The organism is Mesorhizobium sp. M0293, assembly GCF_040321735.1.
Taxonomy (GTDB): domain Bacteria; phylum Pseudomonadota; class Alphaproteobacteria; order Rhizobiales; family Rhizobiaceae; genus Mesorhizobium.
Genome location: NZ_JAMYSA010000320.1, coordinates 1 through 609, shown reverse-complemented (window position 1 = coordinate 609; position 609 = coordinate 1). Strand labels below are relative to the sequence as shown.

The following is a 609-nucleotide window of genomic DNA, read 5'->3' as shown; positions in this document are numbered from 1 at the left end:
GCCATCTCGCCTACATCATCTACACCTCGGGCTCCACCGGGACGCCCAAGGGCGTCATGGTCGAGCATCGCGGAGTGGTCAATCTTACAGCATGGCATGTGCAAACGTTTTGTCCGCAACCAGAAACCTGCTGCACACTCACGGCTGCAGTGGCTTTCGACGCCAGCACCTGGGAGCTATGGTCCGCATTATGCAATCGTAGCACATTGCTGCTGCCGCCCAGGGCGGCAGCAGGAGATTCCTCGCGTCTGTTGCAATGGTGGCGTGATCAACCACTGGACGCCGCCTTTCTAGCCACACCGCTGGCTACAACCGCATTGCAAGACGAGCTGGTAAATCCAAAATTGGGGTACTTGCTGATCGGTGGTGATCGTCTCCAGCGTGTTCCTTCCCGGATACCATCTCCTCTCAAGTTGATAAACAACTATGGCCCTACGGAAGTCACCGTTGTGGCAACGTCGGGACGACTTCTCAGTGACAACGCCGTGCCGCATATTGGCCGTCCGATCGCCAACACGCGGATCTATCTTCTGGACGCTCATGGTCAGCCGGTGCCGTTGGGGGCGGTGGGCGAGCTCTATATCGGCGGGGCCGGGGTTGCGCGCGGCT

The 609-nt window shown here is 59.1% G+C and carries 1 protein-coding gene; it reads left to right on the top strand.

Translation table 11 applies throughout. The features are described 5' to 3' along the window. A partial coding sequence (locus NKJ06_RS35685; protein ID WP_352812632.1) for an AMP-binding protein occupies window positions 1–609 on the top strand: 609 nt, incomplete at both ends.